25 protein-coding genes and 1 tRNA gene are annotated in these 25851 nt (G+C 54.2%); 24 read left to right on the top strand and 2 right to left on the bottom strand.

Going from position 1 to position 25851, the window contains the following annotated elements:
• Positions 1–8 precede the first annotated feature (8 nt).
• Genes pxpB through nei form a run of 4 tightly spaced genes read left to right on the top strand, consistent with a single transcriptional unit; the run spans position 9 to position 3124 of the window.
• A complete protein-coding gene (pxpB, locus tag RW65_RS01255) occupies positions 9–665 on the top strand; it encodes a 5-oxoprolinase subunit PxpB (RefSeq protein WP_039054834.1) in 657 nt (218 codons plus the stop codon).
• Complete coding sequence (pxpC, locus tag RW65_RS01250) at positions 659–1591, top strand: 5-oxoprolinase subunit PxpC (protein WP_039054833.1); 933 nt, start codon at positions 659–661, stop codon at positions 1589–1591. Before pxpB ends, pxpC begins: the two co-directional genes overlap by 7 nt.
• Positions 1581–2318, top strand: coding sequence for a 5-oxoprolinase subunit PxpA (pxpA, locus tag RW65_RS01245; protein WP_039054832.1), 738 nt, complete (start codon positions 1581–1583; stop codon positions 2316–2318). The genes pxpC and pxpA overlap by 11 nt, the downstream gene beginning before the upstream one ends.
• 14 nt (positions 2319–2332) lie before the next feature.
• A complete protein-coding gene (gene nei, locus RW65_RS01240) occupies positions 2333–3124 on the top strand; it encodes an endonuclease VIII (RefSeq protein ID WP_039054831.1) in 792 nt (263 codons plus the stop codon).
• Between the two features lie 792 nt (positions 3125–3916).
• Here the strand turns inward: nei and RW65_RS01235 are convergent.
• Positions 3917–5203 (bottom strand): citrate synthase, encoded by a 1287-nt coding sequence (locus RW65_RS01235; protein ID WP_039054830.1) that lies wholly within the window; start codon positions 5201–5203, stop codon positions 3917–3919.
• 202 nt (positions 5204–5405) lie between these two features.
• Positions 5406–5564 (bottom strand): hypothetical protein, encoded by a 159-nt coding sequence (locus tag RW65_RS23300; protein WP_502685536.1) that lies wholly within the window; start codon positions 5562–5564, stop codon positions 5406–5408.
• 274 nt (positions 5565–5838) lie between these two features.
• On the opposite strand from RW65_RS23300, the gene sdhC reads away from it, so the two are divergent.
• From sdhC to RW65_RS01140, 20 genes are all read left to right on the top strand, one after another.
• Entirely contained in the window at positions 5839–6243 is a 405-nt protein-coding gene (sdhC, locus tag RW65_RS01230) for a succinate dehydrogenase cytochrome b556 subunit (protein WP_039054829.1), read from the top strand.
• On the top strand, positions 6237–6584 hold the full coding sequence (sdhD, locus tag RW65_RS01225) for a succinate dehydrogenase membrane anchor subunit (protein ID WP_039054828.1): 348 nt from the start codon (positions 6237–6239) through the stop codon (positions 6582–6584). Before sdhC ends, sdhD begins: the two co-directional genes overlap by 7 nt.
• Positions 6584–8350: a succinate dehydrogenase flavoprotein subunit gene (gene sdhA, locus RW65_RS01220; RefSeq protein WP_039054827.1), complete on the top strand. Its 1767-nt coding sequence runs from the start codon at positions 6584–6586 to the stop codon at positions 8348–8350. Before sdhD ends, sdhA begins: the two co-directional genes overlap by 1 nt.
• 15 nt (positions 8351–8365) lie before the next feature.
• Complete coding sequence (gene sdhB, locus RW65_RS01215; RefSeq protein WP_039054861.1) at positions 8366–9082, top strand: succinate dehydrogenase iron-sulfur subunit SdhB; 717 nt, start codon at positions 8366–8368, stop codon at positions 9080–9082.
• Between the two features lie 356 nt (positions 9083–9438).
• Positions 9439–12246, top strand: coding sequence for a 2-oxoglutarate dehydrogenase E1 component (sucA, locus tag RW65_RS01210; protein ID WP_039054826.1), 2808 nt, complete (start codon positions 9439–9441; stop codon positions 12244–12246).
• A gap of 14 nt (positions 12247–12260) precedes the next feature.
• Positions 12261–13493: a 2-oxoglutarate dehydrogenase complex dihydrolipoyllysine-residue succinyltransferase gene (gene odhB, locus RW65_RS01205; protein ID WP_039054825.1), complete on the top strand. Its 1233-nt coding sequence runs from the start codon at positions 12261–12263 to the stop codon at positions 13491–13493.
• 103 nt (positions 13494–13596) lie between these two features.
• A complete protein-coding gene (gene sucC, locus RW65_RS01200; protein WP_039054824.1) occupies positions 13597–14763 on the top strand; it encodes an ADP-forming succinate--CoA ligase subunit beta in 1167 nt (388 codons plus the stop codon).
• The gene (sucD, locus tag RW65_RS01195) at positions 14763–15632 is read left to right on the top strand and encodes a succinate--CoA ligase subunit alpha (RefSeq protein ID WP_039054823.1); all 870 of its coding nucleotides are present in this window, start codon (positions 14763–14765) and stop codon (positions 15630–15632) included. Before sucC ends, sucD begins: the two co-directional genes overlap by 1 nt.
• An 878-nt stretch (positions 15633–16510) precedes the next feature.
• Positions 16511–18079: a cytochrome ubiquinol oxidase subunit I gene (gene cydA / locus RW65_RS01190; RefSeq protein WP_039054822.1), complete on the top strand. Its 1569-nt coding sequence runs from the start codon at positions 16511–16513 to the stop codon at positions 18077–18079.
• A gap of 15 nt (positions 18080–18094) precedes the next feature.
• A complete protein-coding gene (gene cydB / locus RW65_RS01185) occupies positions 18095–19234 on the top strand; it encodes a cytochrome d ubiquinol oxidase subunit II (protein WP_039054821.1) in 1140 nt (379 codons plus the stop codon).
• 14 nt (positions 19235–19248) lie between these two features.
• The gene (gene cydX / locus RW65_RS21490) at positions 19249–19362 is read left to right on the top strand and encodes a cytochrome bd-I oxidase subunit CydX (protein WP_004100325.1); all 114 of its coding nucleotides are present in this window, start codon (positions 19249–19251) and stop codon (positions 19360–19362) included.
• Entirely contained in the window at positions 19362–19655 is a 294-nt protein-coding gene (ybgE, locus tag RW65_RS01180) for a cyd operon protein YbgE (RefSeq protein ID WP_039054820.1), read from the top strand. The genes cydX and ybgE overlap by 1 nt, the downstream gene beginning before the upstream one ends.
• 148 nt (positions 19656–19803) lie before the next feature.
• Positions 19804–20208: a tol-pal system-associated acyl-CoA thioesterase gene (gene ybgC, locus RW65_RS01175; RefSeq protein WP_039054819.1), complete on the top strand. Its 405-nt coding sequence runs from the start codon at positions 19804–19806 to the stop codon at positions 20206–20208.
• Entirely contained in the window at positions 20205–20897 is a 693-nt protein-coding gene (gene tolQ, locus RW65_RS01170; RefSeq protein ID WP_156123947.1) for a Tol-Pal system protein TolQ, read from the top strand. The genes ybgC and tolQ overlap by 4 nt, the downstream gene beginning before the upstream one ends.
• Positions 20898–20900: 3 nt before the next feature.
• A complete protein-coding gene (gene tolR, locus RW65_RS01165; RefSeq protein ID WP_039054817.1) occupies positions 20901–21329 on the top strand; it encodes a colicin uptake protein TolR in 429 nt (142 codons plus the stop codon).
• 39 nt (positions 21330–21368) lie between these two features.
• Positions 21369–22649 carry a cell envelope integrity protein TolA gene (gene tolA, locus RW65_RS01160; protein WP_039054816.1) on the top strand — a complete coding sequence of 427 codons (1281 nt, stop codon included), beginning with the start codon at positions 21369–21371 and terminating at the stop codon, positions 22647–22649.
• A 132-nt stretch (positions 22650–22781) separates the two neighbouring features.
• Positions 22782–24074 (top strand): Tol-Pal system beta propeller repeat protein TolB, encoded by a 1293-nt coding sequence (gene tolB, locus RW65_RS01155; RefSeq protein ID WP_039054815.1) that lies wholly within the window; start codon positions 22782–22784, stop codon positions 24072–24074.
• Positions 24075–24108: 34 nt separating this feature from the next.
• Entirely contained in the window at positions 24109–24624 is a 516-nt protein-coding gene (gene pal, locus RW65_RS01150) for a peptidoglycan-associated lipoprotein Pal (RefSeq protein WP_007373922.1), read from the top strand.
• A gap of 9 nt (positions 24625–24633) precedes the next feature.
• Complete coding sequence (gene cpoB / locus RW65_RS01145; protein ID WP_039054814.1) at positions 24634–25431, top strand: cell division protein CpoB; 798 nt, start codon at positions 24634–24636, stop codon at positions 25429–25431.
• A gap of 162 nt (positions 25432–25593) precedes the next feature.
• A tRNA-Lys gene (locus tag RW65_RS01140) sits at positions 25594–25669 on the top strand.
• Positions 25670–25851: the final 182 nt, after the last annotated feature.

Genomic DNA, 25851 nt, shown 5'->3' with positions numbered 1-25851 from the left:
GAGATCACGTGCAGCGAGCGCGATGTTATTTATTAGGCGAAAGCGCGGTAGTGCTGGAGCTTGAGCCGCCGGTACAGCTGGCGACGCAAAAACGTATCTGGCGGCTGACGCAACGGCTGGCGGAGGTCCCCGACGTGGTGGAAGTGATTCCGGGGATGAATAACATCACGGTAGTACTTCGCGATCCGCATTCGCTGGCCCTCGACGCTATTGAGCGTTTACAGCGCTGGTGGGAAGAGAGCGAGGCGCTGGAGCCGGAATCGCGGATGATTGAAATTCCGGTGATCTACGGCAAAGAGGCCGGGCCGGATCTGCAAAGCGTGGCGGAACACTGTGCGATGACGCCAAAGCAGGTCGTTGAACTGCATGCCTCCATCGAATATGTGGTGTGGTTTTTGGGGTTCCAGCCTGGTTTCCCTTATCTGGGCGGCATGCCCGACGCGCTGGCGACACCGCGTCGCGCTGAACCGCGGGTGCGCGTTCCTGCCGGTTCTGTTGGCATTGGCGGCGCGCAGACGGGGATCTATCCGCTGGAAACCCCCGGCGGCTGGAATCTGATTGGCCGCACCGATCTGGCGCTGTTCAATCCACGTCTGCCGGAGCCGGTACTGTTACGTCCGGGCGATACGCTGCGGTTTGTGCCGCGTAAGGAGGGCATATGCTGACGGTTATCCGCGCGGGAATGTATACCACCTTGCAGGGCGGCAAACGCATTGGATTGCGCCAGTCCGGCGTCAGTTATTGCGGTGCGTTGGATGAACCGGCGCTACAGATCGCCAATGCGCTGGTGGGTAACGCCCCCGGTGCGGCAGCGCTGGAAATCACCCTCAGTCATTGCGAATTCGAGTTTGGCCGTGACACCTGGTTTGCCCTTACCGGCGCAGGCTGCGATGCGAAACTGGATGGCAAAGCGGTATGGACCGGCTGGCGGTTTGCCGCCAAAGCGGGGCAGCGTCTGGTGCTAAAAAGACCGGTGCACGGTGCGCGCAGTTATCTCGCCGTGGCCGGTAGTTTCGCCATCGCGGCGGTAATGGGCTCGGTCAGCACCGATCTTAAAACGGCGATTGGCGGGCTGGACGGACGCCTGTTGCGCGATGGCGATATGCTGCCGCTGGGCGAACCGCTGCGCGAGTTCCACGGGCAACAAGGGGTGAAGCAATTATTGTGGGGCAACCGCATCCGTGCTTTGCCGGGGCCGGAGTATCACGAATTTGATAGTACCTCGCAGGAAGCGTTCTGGCGCTTACCGTGGCAGGTCAGTGCGCAAAGTAACCGTATGGGTTACCGTTTGCAGGGGCAACCGCTGGTGCGTACCACTAACCGTGAACTGCTTTCCCACGGCTTGTTGCCGGGGGTGATTCAGGTTCCCTCTGGCGGGCAGCCGATTGTCCTGATGAATGATGCGCAAACCACCGGTGGTTACCCACGCATTGCCTGCGTTATCGAAGCAGATATGTACCATCTGGCGCAGATCCCGCCGGGACAACCGATCCACTTTGTCCAGTGTTCGCTGGATGAGGCGCTGAAGGCGCGGCGCGAGCAGCGTCTCTTTCTCGACCAACTGGCATGGCGGCTACACAATGAAAATTGATCTCAATGCCGACCTCGGCGAAGGCTGCAGGAATGATGCGGCGCTGCTGCAACTGGTCTCTTCTGCCAATATCGCCTGCGGTTTTCACGCCGGCGATGCGCAGACGATGCTGACCTGCGTGCGCGACGCACTGCGCAACGGTGTGGAAGTCGGCGCGCACCCTTCCTTTCCGGATCGCGAAAATTTTGGCCGCACGGCGATGCAGCTGCCAACAGAAAAGGTCTATGCGCAAACGCTGTACCAGATTGGCGCGTTGGCGGCGATTGTCGGCGCAGAAGGCGGCAAACTGCACCATGTCAAACCTCACGGCATGCTTTATAACCAGGCGGCGGAGGACGCGATGCTCGCCGATGCGATTGCCGGCGCGGTATACGCTGTGGATCCCGAGTTGATTCTGGTAGGCCTGGCGGGCAGCGAGTTAATTCGCGCCGGTGAGCGCTATGGTTTGCGTACGCGTCAGGAGGTATTTGCCGATCGCGGTTATCGCGCCGATGGTCGGCTGGTTCCGCGCAGCGAGCCTGGCGCGCTGCTGGAGAATGATGATATTGCGCTGGCGCAAACCCTGGAGATGGTGTTTAACGGGCGGGTGAAAAGCGTCACGGGTGAGTTTGTCAACGTAGAGGCGCAAACGGTCTGTCTGCATGGCGACGGTGAACATGCGCTACTGTTTGCCCGGCGCTTACACGCTGCTTTCCTGCAACGCGGCGTAATGCTTAGCGCCGAGTAACCTAAGGAGCAAAAATGCCGGAAGGGCCAGAGATCCGCCGGGCGGCGGATACCCTTGAAGCTGCGGTTAAAGGTAAAGCGCTGACGGAAGTATGGTTTGGTCTGCCTGCGTTAGCGGGTTTTGCTGCCGAATTGATTGGGCAGCATATCGACAAGATAGAAACCCGCGGAAAAGCGCTGCTGACGCATTTCTCCGGCGGGCTAACTCTCTACAGCCATAATCAGCTTTACGGCGTCTGGCGCGTGGTCGGGGCAGGCGAAACGCCGCAGACCACGCGTATTTTACGCGTGCGGCTACAAACGGCGGAAAAGGCGATTTTGCTCTACAGCGCGTCGGATATCGCGCTGCTTACCCCTGAACAACTGGCGCAGCACCCGTTTTTGCAGCGTGTCGGGCCGGACGTGCTGGATATGACCCTCAGCGTCGCTGAGGTTAAAGAGCGGCTGTTATCGCCACGTTTTCGCCGTCGTCAGTTCTCCGGGCTGTTGCTCGATCAGGCGTTTCTCGCCGGGCTGGGCAACTATCTGCGCGTAGAGATCCTCTGGCAAAGCCAGCTCTCAGCGCAGCGTAACGCCTCGCAGCTTAGCGAAGAACAGTTGGACGTGCTGGCGCAGGCGCTGCTCGATATTCCACGTTTGTCGTATCAGACGCGCGGTACAGTGAATGAGAAAAAGCATCACGGCGCGCTGTTTCGCTTTAAGGTGTTTCACCGGGCAGGTAAACCGTGTGAGCGCTGCGGCGCAACAATCGAAAAAACCACCATGTCGTCGCGCCCGTTTTACTGGTGCCCGGCCTGCCAGCGTTAATGACCTTATTATTAACGTAGCGGCACTACGCGATCGCGTCTGTGGAAAGAGCAGGAAGAGCCGATCTCGAATAGTTTGGGGCAAGGATGTGCAAAATGGAAATCAGTTTTACAAAATAATATCAGGCATATTGATGCTGCAATAAGCTACAGGTGATTGCATCCTCTGTTTTTGGTGAGTAAACTGACTTCCTGTTAGTGGATGCGTGACGCACTCTGGTTGAAGCTGATTAACTTGAACTGGGATTCTTCACTCTAAGCACCCAAAGAAAACAAGCCTGACCTCACCAGTCGGGCTTTTTTCTTGCCTGTTATTTGTTATAGGTCATTAATTACACTACTGATCATTTTATAATCGCCTCGTTAGTGGGTGGCGCGCTTTGCGTTGGCGACGTTACCGAAGGCATAAAGTGTTTAGCCCTGGCTGGATTACGGGTGGTGCCGCTCCAGAGCTTCAACCAGAGCGCGTCACGCATCCACTAACAGTGCAGCACCGTTAACCAGGCAGTGTAAAAGCTTTAGCGGTGATGTCGTGCTTCTTAAGGAGCAACGTGGTGAAGGGATTTTTGCAAATCGCTGTCATCGCTCTGAAAGCGCTTGTCGCTTTGATTGAGCTGATTCTGGCTTGCTTACCATAAGCAATCAGAAAACGTAAGTAAGGCCACCGGCTCACCCCCGGTGGCCTTTAATATTTTAAGATGGAAAATCATTCCCGCCATTCGGTGGCCGCTTAGATCCAAATAAAAACGCGCCCGAAGGCGCGTTTCACTAAGCTCGCATTACGTTTTCGCAATCAGCTTTTTTTCAGGTCGGAAGCGAACTCACGTTGCTCATAGCCGGTGTACAGCTGACGCGGACGGGCGATTTTGATGCCGTCATCGTGCATTTCATTCCAGTGTGCAATCCAGCCCACGGTACGCGCCATCGCGAAGATAACGGTAAACATGGAGGAGGGAATGCCCATCGCTTTCAGAATGATACCGGAGTAGAAATCGACGTTCGGATAGAGCTTACGTTCGATAAAGTACGGGTCGTTGAGCGCAATGTGCTCAAGCTCCATTGCCACTTCCAGCAGATCGTCTTTCGTTCCCAGCTCACGCAACACTTCGTGGCAAGTTTCACGCATTACGGTAGCGCGCGGGTCATAGTTCTTATAGACGCGGTGACCGAAGCCCATCAGGCGGAACGAATCGTTTTTGTCTTTCGCGCGGCGCAGGAATTCCGGAATGTGTTTCACGGTGCTGATCTCTTCCAGCATCTTCAGTGCCGCTTCGTTGGCACCACCGTGCGCCGGCCCCCACAGGGAGGCGATACCGGCGGCGATACAGGCGAACGGGTTCGCGCCTGAAGAGCCTGCGGTACGTACGGTAGACGTAGAAGCGTTTTGTTCATGATCGGCGTGCAGGATCAGAATACGATCCATCGCGCGCTCCAGCACCGGGTTAACTTCATAACGCTCACACGGCGTGGAGAACATCATGTGCAGGAAGTTAGCGGAGTAGGAGAGATTGTTCTGCGGATAAACGAACGGCTGACCGATGGAATATTTGTAACACATTGCCGCAACGGTTGGCATTTTCGACAGCAGACGGAACGCAGCAATTTCGCGGTGACGCGGATTATTAACGTCCAGCGAGTCATGATAGAACGCCGCCAGCGCGCCGGTCACGCCGCATAGCACTGCCATCGGGTGTGAATCGCGACGGAAACCGTGGAACAGACGGGTAATCTGCTCATGGATCATCGTGTGGCGGGTTACTGTCAGTTTGAATTCGTCGAACTGTTCCTGGGTCGGTTTTTCACCGTACAGCAGGATGTAGCATACTTCCAGATAGTTGGACTGGGTCGCCAGCTGATCGATAGGGAAACCACGGTGCAGCAGAATACCTTCGTCACCGTCAATAAAGGTGATTTTTGATTCGCATGACGCAGTAGAGGTAAAACCTGGGTCAAAAGTAAATACCCCTTTTGAACCGAGACTACGGATATCAATTACATCCTGACCGAGCGTGCCTTTTAGCACATCCAGTTCAATATCAGCGTCACCATTGTAGGTGATTCTTGCTTTCTTATCAGCCATTTACGGTCTCCTTAGCGCCTTATGCTTAAGACCGCCAGTCACCGGATTTGCATTCAACTGCAGATCAACGTTACTCGTCTATTGTTTAGCTCGCAGCTCTGTTAAGAGGAGGTACCAGGGTACAGAGCGATGGGCGCGTGCAAGTACACATTGAAAACACAGCGAAAAAACAGCAAATCAGCGTCTTAGCAGTCCGAATTTGTCAAACCTGTATACCACTAATAACTGTCCTGATTACTTCGGTCAATACCATCACACTGTTGCATAACTTATTGTCAGGTGAAAGTTTGACCCCATAACTTTTGCGAATTATAAGCCCTTTCTGGGGTAGTTTGTAACAAGAATGTTTAACTTTTGTCAAATCAGATGATTAAAATTTAAAAGAATGTTGTTATCGTGATGGGGGTCACTGTTCTGCATAAAACCCGACAAACTATATGTAGGATAATTGTAATGATTTTGTGAACGACCTATACTCCCGCCAGGTCTCCGGAATACCCTGCAATCCCGAGCCACCCAGCGTTGTAACCTGTCGTTTAGCATCTGGAAGCTGATTTTTTGCATAACGAGCAGTTATAGAAAAGGACGCTGTCTGACCCGCACGCAGACCGGAGGAAGGAAACTATAAGAATAGCATGTGGGCGTTATTCATGATTAAAAATGTCAAAAAACAAAGGCCTGTCAATCTTGATCTGGCAACAATTCGGTTTCCTGTTACGGCTATAGCTTCCATTCTCCATCGCGTTTCCGGCGTCATTACTTTCGTGGCGGTTGGTATTCTGCTGTGGTTACTGGGTCTGTCGCTCGCGTCTGAAGAGGGCTTTCAAGCCGCCTCCGCCATCATGAGCAGTTTTTTCGTCAAATTCATTTTCTGGGGCATCCTCACAGCGCTGGCTTATCACGCTGTCGGCGGTATTCGCCACATGTTTATGGATTTTGGCTGGCTGGAAGAAACCTTCGAAGCAGGAAAGCGTTCCGCTAATCTCTCTTTTGTTATCACTGTCGTGCTGTCAATCCTCGCAGGAGTCCTCGTATGGTAAGCAACGCCTCCGCATTAGGACGCAACGGCGTACATGATTTTATTCTTGTCCGTGCTACTGCCATCGTTCTGACGTTATACATCATCTATATGGTCGGTTTTTTCGCCCTGCATGGCGATCTGACCTGGGTAGTCTGGACGGGTTTCTTCTCCTCCGCGTTCACCAAAGTCTTCACGCTGCTGGCGTTATTTTCGCTGCTGATACATGCCTGGATTGGCATGTGGCAGGTGTTGACCGACTACGTTAAACCCGTGGCTGTACGCCTGATTCTGCAACTAGCAATTGTCGTTGCGCTTGCGGTTTACGTGATTTATGGATTCGTTGTGGTGTGGGGTGTGTAATGAAGCTGCCAGTCAGAGAATTTGATGCTGTTGTTATTGGTGCTGGTGGCGCAGGTATGCGCGCGGCACTGCAAATTTCCCAGAGCGGGCAAACCTGTGCGCTGCTCTCTAAAGTCTTTCCAACCCGTTCTCACACCGTATCTGCGCAGGGCGGTATTACCGTTGCGCTGGGTAACACCCATGAAGATAACTGGGAATGGCACATGTATGACACGGTAAAAGGTTCCGACTACATCGGCGACCAGGATGCCATTGAATATATGTGTAAAACCGGCCCGGAAGCGATTCTGGAACTGGAACATATGGGCCTGCCGTTCTCCCGTCTGGATGATGGCCGTATCTATCAGCGTCCGTTTGGCGGCCAGTCGAAAAACTTCGGCGGCGAACAGGCGGCGCGTACTGCGGCTGCGGCTGACCGTACCGGTCACGCGTTGCTGCACACGCTTTATCAGCAGAACCTGAAAAACCACACGACGATTTTTTCCGAATGGTATGCGCTGGATCTGGTGAAAAACCAGGATGGCGCCGTGGTGGGTTGTACCGCGCTGTGCATTGAAACCGGTGAAGTCGTCTACTTTAAAGCCCGTGCAACGGTGCTGGCGACCGGTGGTGCAGGCCGTATTTACCAGTCCACCACCAATGCGCATATCAATACCGGCGACGGTGTTGGCATGGCGCTGCGCGCCGGTGTGCCGGTGCAGGATATGGAAATGTGGCAATTCCACCCGACCGGTATCGCCGGCGCGGGCGTGCTGGTAACGGAAGGTTGCCGCGGTGAAGGCGGTTATCTGCTGAACAAACATGGCGAGCGCTTTATGGAGCGTTATGCGCCAAATGCCAAAGACCTGGCGGGTCGCGATGTGGTGGCGCGTTCCATCATGATCGAAATCCGTGAAGGTCGCGGCTGCGACGGTCCGTGGGGCCCGCACGCTAAACTGAAACTCGATCATCTGGGTAAAGAGGTGCTGGAATCGCGCCTGCCGGGGATCCTTGAATTGTCGCGCACCTTTGCCCATGTCGATCCAGTAAAAGAACCTATTCCGGTGATCCCAACCTGCCACTATATGATGGGCGGCATTCCGACCAAAGTGACCGGCCAGGCGCTGACGGTGAACGCGCAGGGCGAAGATGTGGTGATCCCTGGGCTGTTCGCGGTAGGTGAAATTGCCTGCGTATCGGTACATGGCGCAAACCGCCTGGGCGGCAACTCGCTGCTGGACCTGGTGGTCTTTGGCCGCGCGGCCGGTCTGCATTTACAAGAGTCTATCGCCGAGCAGGGCGCGCTACGTGATGCCAGCGAATCGGATGTTGAAGCCTCTCTTGAACGTCTCAACCGCTGGAACAACAACCGTAACGGCGAAGATCCGGTCACTATTCGCAAAGCGCTGCAGGAGTGCATGCAGCATAACTTCTCGGTATTCCGCGAAGGCGATGCGATGGCGAAAGGGCTGGAGCAGCTGAAAGTGATTCGCGAGCGCCTGAAAAACGCCCGTCTGGACGATACTTCCACCGAGTTTAACACCCAGCGCGTTGAGTGCCTGGAGCTGGATAACCTGATGGAAACCGCTTATGCGACGGCGGTGTCCGCAAACTTCCGCACTGAGAGTCGTGGCGCCCATAGCCGCTTCGACTATCCGGATCGTGACGATGCAAACTGGCTGTGCCATTCCCTGTATCTGCCAGAAACGGAATCCATGACGCGTCGCAGCGTCAATATGGAGCCGAAACTGCGTCCGGCGTTCCCGCCGAAGATTCGTACTTATTAATGCGGAGACTGGATGATGAAACTCGAATTTTCGATCTATCGTTATAACCCGGATGTCGATGATGCTCCGCGCATGCAGGATTACACCCTTGAAGGCGAAGAAGGGCGTGACATGATGCTGCTGGATGCATTAATGCAGCTGAAAGAAAAAGATCCTACGCTGTCGTTTCGTCGCTCCTGCCGTGAAGGGGTGTGCGGTTCCGATGGTTTGAACATGAACGGTAAAAACGGTCTGGCGTGTATCACCCCGATCTCCGCTCTCGGTAATGGCAAACAGAAGATTGTGATCCGTCCTCTGCCAGGCCTGCCGGTGATCCGTGATTTGGTGGTGGACATGGGGCAGTTCTATGCTCAATATGAGAAGATTAAGCCTTACTTGTTGAATAATGGGCAAAATCCGCCAGCACGAGAGCACCTGCAGGCACCGGAGCAGCGTGAAAAACTCGACGGTCTGTATGAATGTATTCTCTGTGCTTGCTGCTCAACATCCTGTCCGTCGTTCTGGTGGAACCCGGATAAATTTATCGGCCCGGCAGGTTTGTTGGCGGCGTACCGTTTCCTGATCGACAGTCGCGATACGGAAACCGACAACCGTCTGGAAGGGTTAAGCGATGCTTTCAGCGTTTTCCGCTGCCATAGCATTATGAACTGCGTCAGTGTATGCCCTAAAGGGCTGAACCCGACGCGCGCCATCGGCCATATTAAGTCGATGCTGCTGCAGCGTAGTGCATAAGTAACCAACGCCGCCTGGCGCTGTTTGTCGGGCCTACGTCTGTAGGCCGAAATGCAGCGCCAGGCGGCAAAAATGCAGGAAACCTCTAAAAACTGCCACAAAAGTCATAATCGAGATGTTTGGCGCGAGACAAGGCGGCAACTGAGCTCATCCCTGGGAGCATAGTGAACTATGTGACCTGGGTAAGCGAAGGCAGCCAACGCAGTCGCAGCCCAAACAACGAAGATTAGGGCAGTTTTTAAAGGTTCCTTCGCGGGCCACCAAGAGCCCGCAAGTGAACCCTGGGACGTGCGCTAACTTGTGTACGTCGTAGTTATCCACGGCGAAGTAAGCATAACAATGCTTAAGGGATCACGATGCAGAACGGCGCAATGAAAGCCTGGCTGGACTCTTCTTACCTCTCTGGGTCTAACCAGAGCTGGATAGAACAGCTCTATGAAGACTTCTTAACCGATCCTGACTCGGTAGATGCAAACTGGCGATCTATGTTCCAGCAGTTACCGGGCACCGGAGTCAAACCGGATCAGTTCCACTCCAAAACGCGTGATTATTTCCGTCAGCTGGCGAAAGATGCTTCACGTTACTCTTCCTCTATTTCCGACCCTGATACCAATGTGAAGCAGGTTAAAGTCCTGCAGCTTATCAACGCATACCGCTTCCGTGGTCATCAGCATGCGAATCTCGATCCGCTGGGACTGTGGCAGCAAGAAAGGGTTGCCGATCTCGATCCGGCCTATCACGACCTGACGGAAGCCGATTTCCAGAACACGTTCAACGTCGGCTCTTTTGCTATCGGCAAAGACACCATGCCGCTGGGCGAATTGATTAACGCGCTGAAAGAGACCTATTGTGGCTCGATCGGTGCGGAATATATGCATATCACCAGCACCGAAGAGAAACGCTGGATCCAACAGCGTATCGAATCCGCAACGGGCAAATCCAGCTTCAGCAGCGAAGAGAAGAAACGCTTCCTGACGGAACTGACCGCGGCGGAAGGGCTTGAGCGCTACCTGGGCGCGAAATTCCCTGGTGCGAAACGCTTCTCGCTGGAAGGCGGCGATGCGCTGGTACCGATGCTAAAAGAGATGATCCGCCACGCGGGCAAAAGCGGCACGCGCGAAGTGGTGCTGGGTATGGCGCACCGCGGCCGTCTCAACGTGCTGGTCAACGTGCTGGGTAAACAGCCGCAGGATCTGTTCGACGAGTTTGCCGGTAAGCATAAAGAGCACCTCGGCACCGGCGACGTGAAATACCATATGGGCTTCTCGTCCGATGTGGAAACCGAAGGTGGCCTGGTGCACCTGGCGCTGGCGTTTAACCCGTCGCACCTGGAGATCGTAAGCCCGGTAGTTATCGGTTCCGTGCGTGCGCGTCTTGATCGTCTGGCTGAGCCTGGTAGCAATAAAGTGCTGCCGATTACCATTCACGGCGATGCGGCCGTTGCGGGCCAGGGTGTGGTGCAGGAAACCCTGAACATGTCTAAAGCGCGCGGCTACGAAGTCGGTGGTACGGTGCGTATTGTGATTAATAACCAGGTGGGCTTTACCACGTCCAACCCGCTGGATGCGCGCTCCACGCCATACTGTACCGATATTGGTAAAATGGTCCAGGCGCCGATTTTCCACGTTAACGCCGACGATCCGGAAGCGGTAGCGTTCGTTACCCGTCTGGCCCTCGACTACCGTAACAACTTCAAACGCGATGTCTTTATTGACCTGGTTTGCTACCGTCGTCATGGGCACAACGAAGCCGATGAGCCGAGCGCAACCCAGCCGCTGATGTATCAGAAAATCAAAAAGCACCCGACGCCGCGTAAAATCTACGCCGATCGTCTGGAGCAGGAAAAAGCCATCACGCTTGAAGATGCCACCGAAATGGTCAACCTGTACCGCGATGCGCTGGATGCGGGCGAGTGCGTGGTTGCCGAATGGCGTCCGATGAATATGCACTCCTTTACCTGGTCGCCGTATCTCAACCATGAGTGGGATGAGAGCTACCCGAACAAGGTCGAGATGAAGCGTCTGCAGGAACTGGCAAAACGGATCAGTACGGTGCCGGAAGCCATCGAAATGCAGTCCCGCGTAGCAAAAATCTATGCCGACCGCCAACTGATGGCGAACGGTGAGAAGCTGTTCGACTGGGGCGGCGCAGAAACTCTCGCTTATGCCACGCTGGTTGATGAAGGCATTCCGGTGCGTCTGTCGGGTGAAGACTCCGGCCGTGGCACCTTCTTCCATCGCCATGCGGTTATTCACAATCAGGCGAACGGTTCAACCTATACCCCGCTGAGCCATGTGCACAATTCACAAGGTCAGTTCCGCGTGTGGGACTCCGTGCTTTCTGAAGAAGCGGTGCTGGCATTTGAATACGGGTACGCTACTGCAGAGCCGCGTACGCTGACCATCTGGGAAGCCCAGTTTGGCGACTTCGCCAACGGCGCGCAGGTGGTGATCGATCAGTTCATCAGCTCCGGCGAGCAGAAGTGGGGCCGTATGTGCGGTCTGGTAATGCTGCTGCCGCACGGCTATGAAGGGCAGGGGCCTGAGCACTCTTCTGCACGTCTGGAACGCTATCTGCAGCTGTGTGCTGAACAAAATATGCAGGTGTGTGTGCCGTCAACGCCGGCGCAGGTTTACCACATGCTGCGTCGCCAGGCGCTGCGCGGTATGCGTCGCCCGCTGATTGTTATGTCGCCGAAGTCGCTGTTGCGTCATCCGCAAGCGGTTTCTACCCTTGAAGAGTTGGCGAACGGCACCTTTATGCCCGCCATCGGTGAAGTTGACGATCTCGATCCGCAGGGTGTTAAGCGCGTTATCCTTTGCTCCGGGAAGGTCTATTATGATCTGCTGGAACAGCGTCGTAAGAACGACCAGAAGGATGTCGCCATTGTGCGTATCGAGCAGCTTTACCCGTTCCCGCACCAGTCGGTGCAGGAAGCGCTAAAACCTTACGCACACGTACATGATTTTGTCTGGTGCCAGGAAGAGCCCCTTAACCAGGGCGCATGGTACTGCAGCCAGCATCATTTCCGTGATGTGATTCCATTTGGGGCCGCTCTGCGTTACGCAGGTCGCCCGGCCTCCGCCTCCCCGGCGGTGGGATACCTGTCCGTTCACCAGAAACAGCAACAAGATCTGGTCAATGACGCGCTGAACGTCGATTAATTAAAGGATAAATAATGAGTAGCGTAGATATTCTCGTTCCCGATCTCCCTGAGTCCGTTGCTGATGCGACCGTTGCGACCTGGCACAAAAAACCAGGCGATAGCGTACGACGCGACGAAGTGCTGGTCGAAATCGAAACTGACAAAGTGGTACTGGAAGTACCGGCTTCAGCGGACGGTATTCTGGACGCGGTGCTGGAAGATGAAGGCACCACCGTGACTTCCCGCCAGATTCTGGGCCGCCTGAAAGAGGGCAACAGCGCCGGTAAAGAGAGCAGCGCTAAGTCTGAAGAGAAAGAGTCTACTCCGGCCCAGCGCCAGCAGGCGTCGCTGGAAGAGCAGAGCAACGACGCCCTGAGCCCGGCGATCCGTCGCCTGTTGGCTGAGCACAACCTTGAAGCCAGCGCCATTAAAGGCACTGGCGTCGGCGGCCGTCTGACGCGCGAAGATGTGGAAAAACATCTGGCGAAAGGCCCGGCGAAAGAGGAAAAAACGGCAGCCGCGCCGGTGAGCAGCCCGGCTCCGGCTCCGGCTCCGCAGCTGGCTGGCCGTACCGAAAAACGTGTTCCGATGACCCGCCTGCGCAAACGCGTTGCCGAGCGTCTGCTGGAAGCGAAAAACTCTACCGCCATGCTGACGACCTTTAACGAAGTCAACATGAAGCCGATTATGGATCTGCGTAAGCAGTACGGCGAGGCGTTTGAAAAACGTCACGGCATCCGTCTGGGCTTTATGTCCTTCTACGTTAAAGCGGTAGTTGAAGCGCTGAAACGCTTCCCGGAAGTCAACGCGTCTATCGATGGCGATGATGTGGTTTACCACAACTATTTCGATGTCAGCATGGCGGTTTCTACGCCGCGTGGCCTGGTCACGCCGGTGCTGCGTGACGTTGATACGCTGGGTATGGCGGATATCGAGAAGAAAATCAAAGAGCTGGCGCTGAAAGGCCGCGACGGCAAGCTGACCGTTGAAGATCTGACCGGCGGTAACTTCACCATCACCAACGGTGGTGTGTTCGGTTCCCTGATGTCGACGCCGATCATCAACCCGCCGCAGAGCGCAATTCTTGGCATGCACGCCATTAAAGATCGCCCGATGGCCGTTGATGGCAAGGTGGAAATCCTGCCGATGATGTATCTGGCGCTCTCTTATGACCACCGTCTGATCGATGGCCGTGAGTCCGTGGGCTACCTGGTGGCGATTAAAGAACTGTTGGAAGATCCGACTCGCTTGCTGCTGGACGTGTAGCGGCCAGTGCCCGGTAGCGTATGTTACCGGGCAACTATAACGAACACCTGCTTTGTAAGCCGTCATCCGGCGTGACAAATTTAATGAAGGATGGATAGAACACATGAACTTACACGAGTATCAGGCGAAACAGCTGTTTGCCCGGTCAGGACTGCCGACTCCCGTTGGTTATGCCTGTACTACCCCGCGTGAAGCAGAAGAAGCGGCATCTAAAATCGGTGCCGGTCCGTGGGTGGTAAAATGCCAGGTCCACGCAGGCGGCCGCGGTAAAGCGGGCGGCGTAAAAGTCGTCAATAGTAAAGAAGATATCCGCGCCTTCGCTGAAAACTGGCTCGGCAAACGTCTGGTAACGTACCAAACGGACGCCAATGGCCAGCCGGTAAACCAGATTCTGGTGGAAGCGGCAACGGATATCGACAAAGAGCTGTATCTGGGCGCGGTAGTTGACCGTAGCTCACGCCGCGTAGTGTTCATGGCCTCTACTGAAGGTGGCGTGGAAATCGAGAAAGTGGCGGAAGAGACTCCGCACCTGATCCATAAAACCGCTATCGATCCGCTGACCGGCCCAATGCCGTATCAGGGACGCGATCTGGCGTTCAAACTAGGCCTGGAAGGCAAACAGGTTCAGCAGTTCACCAAAATTTTTATGGGTCTGGCGACCATTTTCCTGGAGCGCGATCTGGCGCTGATTGAGATTAACCCGCTGGTTATCACTAAACAGGGCGATCTGATCTGCCTCGACGGCAAACTGGGCGCAGACGGTAACGCTTTGTTCCGCCAGCCGGAACTGCGCGAAATGCGCGACCAGTCTCAGGAAGACCCGCGTGAAGCGCAGGCAGCACACTGGGAACTAAACTATGTGGCGCTGGATGGCAACATCGGCTGCATGGTTAACGGCGCAGGCCTGGCGATGGGCACCATGGACATCGTTAAACTGCACGGCGGCGAACCGGCTAACTTCCTGGATGTGGGCGGCGGCGCGACCAAAGAGCGCGTAACCGAAGCCTTTAAAATCATCCTCTCTGATGAAAACGTTAAAGCGGTACTGGTTAACATCTTCGGCGGTATCGTCCGCTGCGACCTGATCGCTGACGGTATTATCGGCGCGGTCGAAGAGGTGGGCGTTAACGTACCGGTGGTGGTGCGTCTGGAAGGGAACAACGCTGAACTGGGCGCGAAACGCCTGGCGGACAGCGGCCTGAATATTATCGCAGCGAAAAGTCTGACGGATGCAGCACAGCAGGTTGTTGCCGCAGTGGAGGGGAAATAATGTCTGTTTTGATTGATAAGAACACTAAAGTTATCTGCCAGGGCTTCACCGGAAGCCAGGGTACATTCCACTCCGAGCAGGCGATTGCCTATGGTACGCAGATGGTTGGCGGCGTAACGCCAGGCAAAGGCGGCACCACGCACCTCGGGCTGCCGGTGTTTAACACCGTGCGCGAAGCTGTTGAAGCGACAGGTGCCACCGCGAGCGTTATCTACGTTCCGGCACCGTTCTGCAAAGACTCGATCCTCGAAGCTATCGATGCGGGCATCAAACTGATCATTACCATCACCGAAGGTATCCCGACGCTGGATATGCTGACGGTGAAAGTGAAGCTGGATGAAGCTGGCGTGCGCATGATTGGTCCAAACTGCCCGGGCGTGATCACCCCAGGCGAGTGCAAAATCGGCATTATGCCTGGCCATATTCATCAGCCGGGTAAAGTCGGTATTGTTTCCCGTTCCGGTACGCTGACCTATGAAGCAGTTAAACAGACCACCGATTACGGCTTTGGTCAGTCTACCTGCGTCGGTATCGGTGGCGACCCGATTCCGGGCTCCAACTTTATCGATATCCTGAAACTATTCCAGGAAGATCCGCAGACCGAAGCGATTGTAATGATCGGTGAGATTGGCGGCAGCGCGGAAGAAGAAGCTGCAGCCTACATCAAAGATCACGTCACCAAACCGGTAGTCGGTTATATCGCAGGCGTTACCGCGCCAAAAGGCAAGCGTATGGGCCACGCAGGCGCCATCATTGCTGGTGGTAAAGGCACGGCGGATGAGAAATTCGCCGCGCTGGAAGCCGCAGGCGTCAAAACAGTGCGCAGCCTGGCCGATATCGGCGAAGCACTGAAATCTGTTATCAAATAAAACCTCATTGCTCCTCCATGTAGGGGAGCAAGTATCCTTTCGACATGGTTGGCCGCTTTCGTAGCGGCCTTTTTTATGGCTGCAGTTTACGCAGCGAACGCTGAGCGGTGCAGTAGGTGGCGCTGAGGGCGCGTCAGAAGATCAGGGAGCGGTAAAAAGGCCGCCAAAATCATTTTAACGACGCTATCGGCGATCGGGGAATGTCATCTGCGGGAAGATGAAACGCCACGGTAGCCTTTATAAAAGTAGGGCTTTAATGTGTAGGGCATTTATAAAATAATAACGAAACGGTGTTAATTGTCATTATCGTTAAGGTGAATTAATTGTAAAATAACCGCCGCACCTCTCATTTTTTATTTTTACCATGCCGATATAGAGACGCTTTTTTAACATTAACGCTAAACGTTAAATAAAGTCGCTATTATTTGTGTTAACCCACCGATTGATAACTATTCGTGGCGTTAGTATGAACATACTCTTAACAAGTAATTTACGATACTTATACGCAGTACACAAAATTAACATGATGGAATAATCTTGATTTAAATCAATCTTTAAAAGCTTGGAAAAGACGGCAAAAATCGTTAAATTGTCGCCGATCAAATTGCAGCAAAAGTGCTAAATTAGGCATAAATTGATCGCCGTCGAAAAACGTAAAACAAACTCAATAAAAACCTTTTTATTGTAATGGGTTTACGGAGTAATATATTCGAGAGATCAATTCGAATTTCTTTTTAACCTTGCCGTAACTTTTTCATTCTTTGTCACGATTCTCGCGCAATGAATAAAACAGTGCGGTAAATTTTTTGGGGCATGCGTGTGAACCCTCGCTAACGGGGTTTACTCTCGGAGTCTTCTGCGATGAGCAAGGAGTCATAATGTTAGATATAGTCGAACTGTCGCGCTTACAGTTTGCCTTGACCGCGATGTACCACTTTCTGTTTGTGCCACTAACGCTCGGTATGGCGTTCCTGCTGGCTATTATGGAAACGGTGTACGTCCTCTCCGGCAAACAGATTTATAAAGATATGACCAAGTTCTGGGGCAAGTTGTTTGGCATCAACTTCGCACTGGGCGTGGCAACCGGTCTGACGATGGAGTTCCAGTTCGGGACTAACTGGTCATACTATTCTCACTATGTTGGGGATATCTTCGGTGCGCCGCTGGCCATTGAAGGTCTGATGGCGTTCTTCCTCGAGTCTACCTTTGTCGGTCTGTTCTTCTTCGGCTGGGATCGTCTGAGCAAAGTACAGCACATGGCGGTGACCTGGCTGGTAGCGCTCGGCTCTAACTTATCCGCTCTGTGGATTCTGGTCGCCAACGGCTGGATGCAGAACCCGATTGCCTCTGATTTCAACTTTGAAACCATGCGCATGGAGATGGTGAGCTTTGCAGAACTGGTGCTGAACCCGGTTGCGCAGGTGAAATTTGTTCACACCGTCGCCTCTGGCTACACCTGTGGTGCCATCTTTATCCTTGGCATTAGCTCTTACTATCTGCTGCGCGGTCGCGACATCGCTTTCGCTAAGCGCTCTTTTGCCATTGCCGCAAGCTTCGGTATGGCTTCTATTCTCTCCGTTATCGTACTGGGTGATGAATCCGGTTACGAAATGGGTGACGTGCAAAAAACCAAACTGGCGGCGATTGAAGCCGAGTGGGAAACACAGCCTGCTCCGGCGGCGTTTACGCTATTTGGTATACCGGATCAGGATAAGCAACAGAACAGATTTGCCGTGCAGATTCCTTTCGCGCTGGGCATTATCGCTACCCGCTCTGTTGATACCCCGGTTATCGGTCTGAAAGATCTGATGGTGCAGCACGAAGAACGTATCCGTAACGGTATGAAAGCGTACCAGCTGCTTGAACAGCTGCGCGGCGGTTCGACCGATCAGGCCGTTCGCGATCAGTTCAATAACATTAAGAAAGACCTTGGCTACGGCCTGTTGCTGAAACGCTATACGCCGAACGTGGCGGATGCGACCGAAGCGCAGATTAAGCAAGCGACCAAAGACTCAATCCCACGCGTTGCGCCGCTGTACTTCGCGTTCCGCCTGATGGTGGCGAGCGGTATCCTGATGCTGTTGATTATCGGTGCTTCGTTCTGGACGGTAATTCGTAACCGCATCGGTGAGAAAAAATGGCTGCTGCGCGCAGCGCTGTATGGTATCCCGCTGCCGTGGATTGCTATTGAAGCAGGCTGGTTTGTGGCTGAGTACGGCCGTCAGCCGTGGGCGATTGGTGAGGTACTGCCGACGGCAGTGGCTAACTCCTCGCTGACGGTCGGCGATCTGCTGTTCTCAATGATTCTGATTTGCGGCCTTTATACGCTGTTTATGGTGGCGGAAGTGTTCCTGATGTTCAAATTTGCTCGCCTTGGGCCGAGCAGTCTGAAAACAGGTCGCTATCACTACGAGCAGTCCACCGTGGCTTCTCAGCCGGCACGCTAAGACAGGAGTCGTCAAATGATCGATTATGAAGTATTACGTTTTATCTGGTGGCTGCTGGTTGGCATCCTGCTGATAGGTTTCGCCGTGACCGATGGCTTCGACATGGGCGTGGGGATGTTAACGCGCGTACTGGGTCGAGGCGATACCGAGCGCCGCGTGATGATCAACACCATCGCGCCGCACTGGGACGGTAACCAGGTTTGGCTGATTACCGCGGGCGGCGCGCTGTTTGCCGCCTGGCCAACAGTTTACGCTGCGGCTTTCTCCGGTTTTTATGTGGCGATGATCCTCGTGCTGGCTTCGCTGTTCTTCCGTCCGGTCGGTTTTGACTACCGCTCGAAGATTGAAGACGTGCGCTGGCGCGGTATGTGGGACTGGGGCATCTTTATCGGCAGCTTTGTTCCGCCGCTGGTCATTGGCGTGGCGTTCGGCAACCTGCTGCAGGGCGTGCCGTTCCACCTCGATACTGACATGCGCCTGTTCTACACCGGTAACTTCTTCCAGCTGCTGAACCCGTTTGGTCTGCTGGCAGGTATCGTCAGCGTGGCGATGATCCTGACTCAGGGCGCGACTTACCTGCAAATGCGTACGGCGGGTGAGCTGCATCTGCGTGCCCGCGCGACGGTGCAGATTGCCGCGCTGGTAACGATGGTCTGTTTTGCGCTGGCCGGTGTATGGGTGGTGTACGGTATCGATGGCTACGTAGTGACCTCTGTGATGGATCACCATGCACCGTCTAACCCATTAACCAAAGAAGTGGCGGTTCAGGCGGGTGCCTGGCTGACTAACTACAACAATATGCCTGTACTGTGGCTGGTGCCGGCTCTGGGCGTAGTGTTGCCACTGCTGACGGTGTTTATGGCGCGTCTGAATAAAGCGGCCTGGGCGTTTGTGTTCTCATCCCTGACGCTGGCATGCATCATCCTGACGGCGGGCATCGCGATGTTCCCATTCATCATGCCGTCAAGCACCATGCTGAAAGCAAGCCTGACGATGTGGGATGCGACATCCACACAGATGACGCTGAATCTGATGACCTATGTGGCGTTGGTATTCGTACCGCTTATTCTGCTGTACACCAGCTGGTGCTACTGGAAAATGTTCGGACGTATCACCAAAGAACACGTTGAAAGCAACACTCACTCTCTGTACTAAGTAAGGAGCAGAATATGTGGTATTTCGCATGGATTTTAGGAACGCTTCTTGCCTGTGCTTTCGGAGTGATTACCGCGCTGGCGCTGGAACACGTTGAAGCCACCAAAGCCGGGAAAGAAGAGCATTGATGGAAAAGATTATCGCAAAGCTCTATGCGGTAATGGACAAGGGCCCGTTACGGGCCCTTTCCCTCATCATGGCATTACTGCTGGCGGGCTGTATATTCTGGGATCCCTCCCGTTTCGCCGCAAAAACCAGCGAGCTGGAAATCTGGCACGGGCTGCTGCTGATATGGGCGGTATGCACGGGCGTCGTGCACGGCGTTGGTTTTCGCCCGCGCGCGCTGCACTGGCAGGGCTTTTTCTGCCCCTCCGTCGCTATGGCGGTGATGCTTGCGGGTCTGCTCTTTTTCTTCTTTTGAGTAATAAATATCCGTTATCCTCATGGGCTTGCAAAAGCCCATAAATTTTTACTATCCGTTTACTTGAACCCATTCCAAAGCACCTTCCCCGCGCGTATAGTAGCGAAGCTTAAAAGCTCTAACTTTTTTTGCATTACCGGGATGTAAAGTGAATACAACGCTGTTTCGATGGCCGGTTCGGGTCTATTACGAAGATACCGATGCCGGTGGCATGGTTTACCACGCCAGCTACGTTGCTTTTTATGAAAGAGCCCGCACTGAGATGCTGCGCCACCATCACTTTAGCCAACAGGCTCTGCTGGCTGAGCGCGTCGCATTCGTGGTACGTAAAATGACGCTGGAGTATTTTGCACCCGCCAGACTCGACGACATGCTCGAAGTCCAAACGGAAGTTACATCAATGCGTGGAACCTCAATGGTTTTCACGCAGCGGATTGTCAACGCAGAGAACATTGTGCTGAACGAAGCTGAAGTACTGATTGTCTGTGTTGATCCACTCTTAATGAAGCCTCGTGCGCTTCCCAAGTCTATTGTCGCGGAGTTTAAGCAGTGACTGACATGAACATCCTTGATTTGTTCCTGAAGGCTAGCCTTCTGGTCAAACTTATCATGTTGATTTTGATTGGTTTTTCAATCGCATCCTGGGCAATTATCATCCAGCGAACGCGCATCCTCAACGCAGCAGGGCGCGAAGCGGAAGCCTTTGAAGACAAGTTTTGGTCCGGTATTGAGCTCTCTCGCCTGTATCAGGAAAGCCAGGGGCGCCGCGATAATATGAGCGGTTCGGAACAAATCTTTTACAGCGGTTTCAAAGAGTTTGCCCGTCTGCATCGTGCTAACAGCCACGCGCCGGAAGCGATTGTCGAAGGGGCGGCTCGTGCCATGCGCATTTCGATGAACCGTGAACTGGAAGCGCTGGAAAACCACATTCCTTTCCTCGGTACCGTTGGCTCCATCAGTCCGTATATCGGTCTGTTTGGTACGGTGTGGGGGATTATGCATGCCTTTATTGCGCTGGGCGCGGTGAAGCAAGCCACGCTGCAAATGGTTGCGCCGGGGATTGCCGAAGCGTTGATCGCGACAGCGATTGGTCTGTTTGCCGCTATTCCGGCGGTAATGGCCTACAACCGTCTGAATCAGCGCGTGAACAAACTGGAACTGAATTACGACAACTTTATGGAAGAGTTCACGGCTATTCTGCATCGCCAGGCATTTGCCAGCAGCGACAGCAACAAGGAGTAAGCCATGGCCAGAACGCGTGGACGGGGCCGTCGTGAGCTCAAGTCTGAAATCAACATCGTACCGTTGTTGGACGTGTTGCTGGTGCTGCTGCTGATCTTCATGGCAACAGCGCCGATCATTACGCAAAGCGTAGAGGTGGATCTGCCGGATGCGACCGAGTCGCAGACCGTCAGCACCAACGACGATCCGCCGGTCATTATTGAGGTTTCCGGTGTCGGACAGTACAGCGTGGTGGTGGAAAAAGATCGTATGGATCAACTGCCGCCGGAGCAGGTGATTGCCGAGGCGCAGCGTCGCCTGCAGTCCAATCCGAAAACCGTGTTCTTAATCGGCGGGGCAAAAGATGTGCCGTACGATGAAATCATTAAAGCGCTGAACCTGTTACATAGCGCGGGTGTTAAATCAGTCGGCTTAATGACCCAGCCTATCTGATCACCGGCTTAACAGGCGGACAGTTTTTGGGAACCGAGAGTGTCAAAGGCAACCGTACAAAACGACAAGCTTAAGCGAGCGATAATCATTTCGGCAGTGCTGCACGTCATTCTCGTGGCACTGCTGATTTGGAGCTCGTTTGATGAGCATATTGATGCTTCTTCAGGGGGCGGCGGTGGCTCTGCGATTGATGCGGTGATGGTCGATCCGGGCGCTGTGGTGGAAAATTACAATCGCCAACAGCAGCAGCAAGCCAGCGCGCAGCGCGCAAAAGAGCAGCGTGAAAAACAGGCGCAGCAGCAAGCGGAAGAGCTGCGTGAAAAGCAGGCTGCTGAGCAAGAACGACTGAAACAGCTGGAGCAGGAGCGTTTGCAGGCGCAGGAAGCGGCACGCGAGCAGGCTGAACAGCAGAAAAAAGCGGAAGAGGCGGCAAAACAGGCGCAACAGCAGCAGAAGCAGGCTGAAGAGGCTGCCGCGAAAGCCGCTGCGGACGCGAAAGCGAAGGCGGATGCACAGGCCAAAGCGGCAGAAGAAGCCGCGAAAAAAGCCGCCGCCGATGCGAAGAAAAAAGCCGAAGCGGAGGCTGCAAAAGCGGCTGCTGACGCACAGAAAAAAGCCGAGGCGGAAGCCGCAAAAGCTGCCGCTGATGCGAAGAAAAAAGCCGAAGCGGACGCGGCGAAGAAAGCACAGGCTGAAGCGGCTAAACAAGCTGCCGCTGAAAAAGCGGCCGCAGCGAAAGCCGCAGCGGCTGAAAAAGCGGCTGCAGCAAAAGCCGCAGCGGCTGAAAAAGCCGCAGCCGAGAAAGCTGCCGCTGAAAAGGCGGCCGCCGATAAGAAAGCGGCCGCAGCAAAAGCGGCTGCCGACAAGAAAGCAGCGGCTGAGAAGGCCGCAGCCGCGAAGAAAGCTGCGGCGGAAAAAGCGGATGCATCCGGCGTTGACGACCTGTTTGGCGATTTGAGCTCCGGTAAGAATGCGCCGAAAACGGGCGGTGGAGCGAAAGGGAATAATGCAGCCGCCGCTGGTTCTGGTAACACTAAGAACAACGGCGCATCCGGTGCCGATATCAGTAACTACGCAGGGCAGATTAAATCGGCAATCGAAAGCCGCTTCTATGATGCCTCCTCTTATACGGGGAAAACCTGTACGTTACGTATCAAACTGTCGCCGGACGGTACGCTGTTAGATATCCAGTCGGAAGGTGGCGATCCGGCGCTCTGTCAGGCTGCACTGGCTGCAGCACGACAGGCGAAAATGCCGAAACCGCCAAGTCAGGCTGTGTATGAAGTGTTCAAAAATGCGCCGCTGGACTTTAAACCTTAAGGTACACTTTCCTTCGCGGACAGCGGAGGAGAGTAAACTCAGGCTGTCCTGACGCGAGTAGTTTTGTCTATTTGAGTTTGTTAAAATTCTGCTAAATTATCGCGGGTTTTCCACCCGGATAAGGGAGATATGATGAAGCAGGCATTACGTGTTGCATTTGGTTTTCTTATGCTGTGGGCAGCGGTGCTGCACGCAGAAGTACGTATCGAGATCACCCAAGGGGTGGACTCGGCACGCCCGATCGGCGTTGTGCCTTTCCAGTGGGCAGGCCCTGGCGCTGCGCCTGAAGACGCGGGCGGTATCGTCGCTGCGGATCTGCGCAACAGCGGCAAATTCAATCCACTCGACAGATCCCGTCTGCCGCAGCAACCGGGCAGCGCGCAGGAAGTTCAGCCTGCCGCCTGGTCTGCGCTGGGCATTGACGCGGTGGTTGTGGGTCAGGTAACGCCTAATCCGGACGGCAGCTACAATGTTGCTTACCAGTTAGTCGATACCGGCGGTGCGCCGGGTACCGTGCTGGCACAGAACTCCTTTAAAGTGAACAAACAGTGGCTGCGTTATGCCGCTCACGCCGCCAGTGATGAAGTGTTCGAAAAACTGACGGGCATTAAAGGCGCGTTCCGTACCCGTATCGCCTATGTGGTGCAGACCGCTAACAGCCAGTTCCCGTACGAACTGCGTGTGTCTGATTACGATGGTTACAACCAGTTCCTGGTACACAAATCTCCGCAGCCGCTGATGTCTCCGGCGTGGTCTCCGGACGGTTCCAAACTGGCGTACGTCACCTTTGAAAGCGGTCGTTCCGCGCTGGTGATTCAGACCCTGGCAAACGCCAGTATTCGTCAGGTGGCTTCCTTCCCGCGTCACAACGGCGCGCCGGCTTTCTCACCGGACGGCACTAAGCTTGCGTTTGCGCTGTCGAAAACCGGTAGCCTGAATATTTATGTCATGGATATCGGTTCTGGCCAGATTCGTCAGGTAACCGATGGCCGCAGCAACAATACGGAGCCGACCTGGTTCCCGGATAGCCAGACGCTGGCTTTCACTTCCGACCAGGCTGGACGTCCGCAGGTTTACAAAGTAGGTATTAACGGCGGCGCAGCGCAGCGTATCTCCTGGCAGGGTTCGCAGAACCAGGACTCAGATATCAGCAGCGACGGCAAATTTATGGTGATGGTTAGCTCTGAAGGTGGTCAGCAGCACATCGCTAAACAAGATCTGGAAGCGGGTGGCGTGCAGGTTCTTACGTCCACGTTCCTGGATGAAACGCCAAGTCTGGCACCAAACGGCACAATGGTAATCTACAGCTCTTCTCAGGGGATGGGATCCGTGCTGAACCTGGTTTCTACAGATGGGCGTTTCAAAGCGCGTATTCCGGCGACTGATGGACAGGTTAAATTCCCTGCCTGGTCTCCGTATCTGTAATAATAAATAATTGAATTATAAAGGAATCAAAGAAATGCAACTGAACAAAGTGCTGAAAGGCCTGATGCTGGCTCTGCCTGTAATGGCGATCGCTGCATGTTCTTCTCACAAGAACAACACCAGTGACCAGAGCGGCGAAGGCATGATGGGTGCTGGCACTGGCATGAACGGTAGCGGCAACATGTCCTCTGAAGAACAAGCGCGTCTGCAAATGCAACAGCTGCAGCAGAACAACATTGTTTACTTCGATCTGGACAAGTATGACATCCGTTCTGACTTCGCAGCGATGCTGGATGCTCACGCTAACTTCCTGCGCAGCAACCCGTCCTACAAAGTTACCGTAGAAGGTCACGCTGACGAACGTGGTACCCCGGAATACAACATCTCCCTGGGCGAACGTCGTGCTAACGCCGTTAAAATGTACCTGCAGGGTAAAGGCGTTTCCGCTGACCAGATCTCCATCGTTTCTTACGGTAAAGAAAAACCTGCAGTACTGGGTCACGACGAAGCGGCTTACGCTAAAAACCGTCGCGCCGTACTGGTTTACTAAGAGAATTGCATGAGCAGTAACTTCAGACATCATCTGTTGAGTCTGTCGTTACTGGTTGGCATAGCGGCCCCCTGGGCCGCTAATGCTCAGGCGCCAATCAGTAGTGTCGGCTCAGGCTCGGTCGAAGACCGCGTCACTCAACTTGAGCGTATTTCCAATGCTCACAGCCAGCTTTTAACTCAACTCCAGCAGCAACTTTCCGATAATCAGGCCGATATTGATACGCTTCGTGGGCAAATCCAGGAAAATCAGTATCAGCTCAATCAGATCGTTGAACGTCAACAGCAAATTTTGCAGCAGATAGGCAATCTTAGCAGCGGCGCAGCTGGACAAACGCAGCAGGCTTCTGGCGGTCAGAGCGGTGCGGCAGCGCAGGCTCCGGCAGCCGACGCCAATACGGGAGCGGCGACCGGTGGCGCTCCGGTACAAAGCGGCGATGCAAATACCGATTACAATGCCGCCGTAGCGCTGGTGCAGGATAAAGCCCACCAGGATGATGCTATCGTCGCATTTCAGAATTTCGTCAAAAAATACCCGGATTCAACCTACATACCCAATGCCAACTACTGGCTCGGGCAACTGAATTACAACAAGGGTAAAAAAGACGATGCGGCCTATTATTTCGCCTCGGTGGTGAAAAATTACCCCAAGTCGCCTAAAGCACCCGACGCGATGTTTAAAGTCGGCGTGATTATGCAAGACAAAGGGGATACGGCGAAAGCGAAAGCGGTCTACCAGCAGGTGGTCAGTAAGTACCCTGGTACCGAAGGTGCCAAACAGGCGCAAAAACGACTTTCTTCGATGTAATGCATAGCGCATGACCAGAAATCGGACTATTTCTGGTCTTGTCGCATGAATCATAAGCAGTTAAGTGACATTGATCGAAATTGTTGTTGCGCTGACTCCTTAAATCAGTAATATATGCCGCCGTTGCCAAGGGTTATCGCATAAGCCGAAAGCAGCAAAAGTGGGTCGTTAGCTCAGTTGGTAGAGCAGTTGACTTTTAATCAATTGGTCGCAGGTTCGAATCCTGCACGACCCACCACTTTCAACGATGGGTGAAAGTAAAACGTGAAGGATAACGTTGCTTAAGCAACGAGGCGAAGCCAGGTCATCCAGCACGGCCCACCATTTAAGATGGAAACATCTTACCAGCGTAGTATCGGGTGATTAGCTCAGCTGGGAGAGCACCTCCCTTACAAGGAGGGGGTCGGCGGTTCGATCCCG

It is taken from the genome of Enterobacter sp. Bisph1, assembly GCF_000814905.1.
GTDB lineage: Bacteria > Pseudomonadota > Gammaproteobacteria > Enterobacterales > Enterobacteriaceae > Kosakonia.
The sequence above is the reverse complement of the archived record's forward strand: the minus strand, read 5'-3'. Positions and strand labels throughout refer to the sequence as shown.